The organism is Streptomyces sp. NPDC033966 (assembly GCF_055575955.1).
Window position 1 is genome coordinate 3,329 of record NZ_JBVIRQ010000044.1, and the last position, 1,434, is coordinate 4,762.

Annotated in this window: 1 rRNA gene (running past one end of the window); it reads left to right on the plus strand. The window is 56.1% G+C overall.

Annotation, left to right across the window (positions count from 1 at the left end):
* A 23S ribosomal RNA gene (locus ACZ518_RS39310) occupies nt 1-1,402 on the plus strand (it extends 1,816 nt beyond the left edge of the window).
* The last annotated feature ends 32 nt before the right edge of the window (nt 1,403-1,434 follow it).

A 1,434-nucleotide genomic window follows, 5' to 3' on the forward strand; every position in this document is an offset into this window, starting at 1 on the left:
ACGGTTAAGGCTGAGACCTGATGCCGAGCCGATTGTGGTGAAGTGGATGATCCTATGCTGTCGAGAAAAGCCTCTAGCGAGTTTCATGGCGGCCCGTACCCTAAACCGACTCAGGTGGTCAGGTAGAGAATACCGAGGCGTTCGGGTGAACTATGGTTAAGGAACTCGGCAAAATGCCCCCGTAACTTCGGGAGAAGGGGGGCCATCACTGGTGATCGGACTTGCTCCGTGAGCTGGGGGTGGCCGCAGAGACCAGCGAGAAGCGACTGTTTACTAAAAACACAGGTCCGTGCGAAGCCGTAAGGCGATGTATACGGACTGACGCCTGCCCGGTGCTGGAACGTTAAGGGGACCGGTTAGTGACCTTTCGGGGTTGCGAAGCTGAGAACTTAAGCGCCAGTAAACGGCGGTGGTAACTATAACCATCCTAAGGTAGCGAAATTCCTTGTCGGGTAAGTTCCGACCTGCACGAATGGCGTAACGACTTCTCGACTGTCTCAACCATAGGCCCGGTGAAATTGCACTACGAGTAAAGATGCTCGTTTCGCGCAGCAGGACGGAAAGACCCCGGGACCTTTACTACAGTTTGATATTGGTGTTCGGTTCGGCTTGTGTAGGATAGGTGGGAGACTTTGAAGCAGCCACGCCAGTGGTTGTGGAGTCGCCGTTGAAATACCACTCTGGTCGTGCTGGATGTCTAACCTCGGTCCGTGATCCGGATCAGGGACAGTGTCTGATGGGTAGTTTAACTGGGGCGGTTGCCTCCCAAAGGGTAACGGAGGCGCCCAAAGGTTCCCTCAGCCTGGTTGGCAATCAGGTGTTGAGTGTAAGTGCACAAGGGAGCTTGACTGTGAGACCGACGGGTCGAGCAGGGACGAAAGTCGGGACTAGTGATCCGGCGGTGGCTTGTGGAAGCGCCGTCGCTCAACGGATAAAAGGTACCCCGGGGATAACAGGCTGATCTTCCCCAAGAGTCCATATCGACGGGATGGTTTGGCACCTCGATGTCGGCTCGTCGCATCCTGGGGCTGGAGTCGGTCCCAAGGGTTGGGCTGTTCGCCCATTAAAGCGGTACGCGAGCTGGGTTTAGAACGTCGTGAGACAGTTCGGTCCCTATCCGCTGTGCGCGTAGGAATATTGAGAAGGGCTGTCCCTAGTACGAGAGGACCGGGACGGACGAACCTCTGGTGTGCCAGTTGTCCTGCCAAGGGCATGGCTGGTTGGCTACGTTCGGGAGGGATAACCGCTGAAAGCATCTAAGCGGGAAGCCTGCTTCAAGATGAGTATTCCCACCTCCTTGAGAGGGTAAGGCTCCCAGTAGACGACTGGGTTGATAGGCCAGATGTGGAAGCCCGGTAACGGGTGGAGCTGACTGGTACTAATAGGCCGAGGGCTTGTCCTCAGTTGCTCGCGTCCACTGTGTTAGTTCTGAAG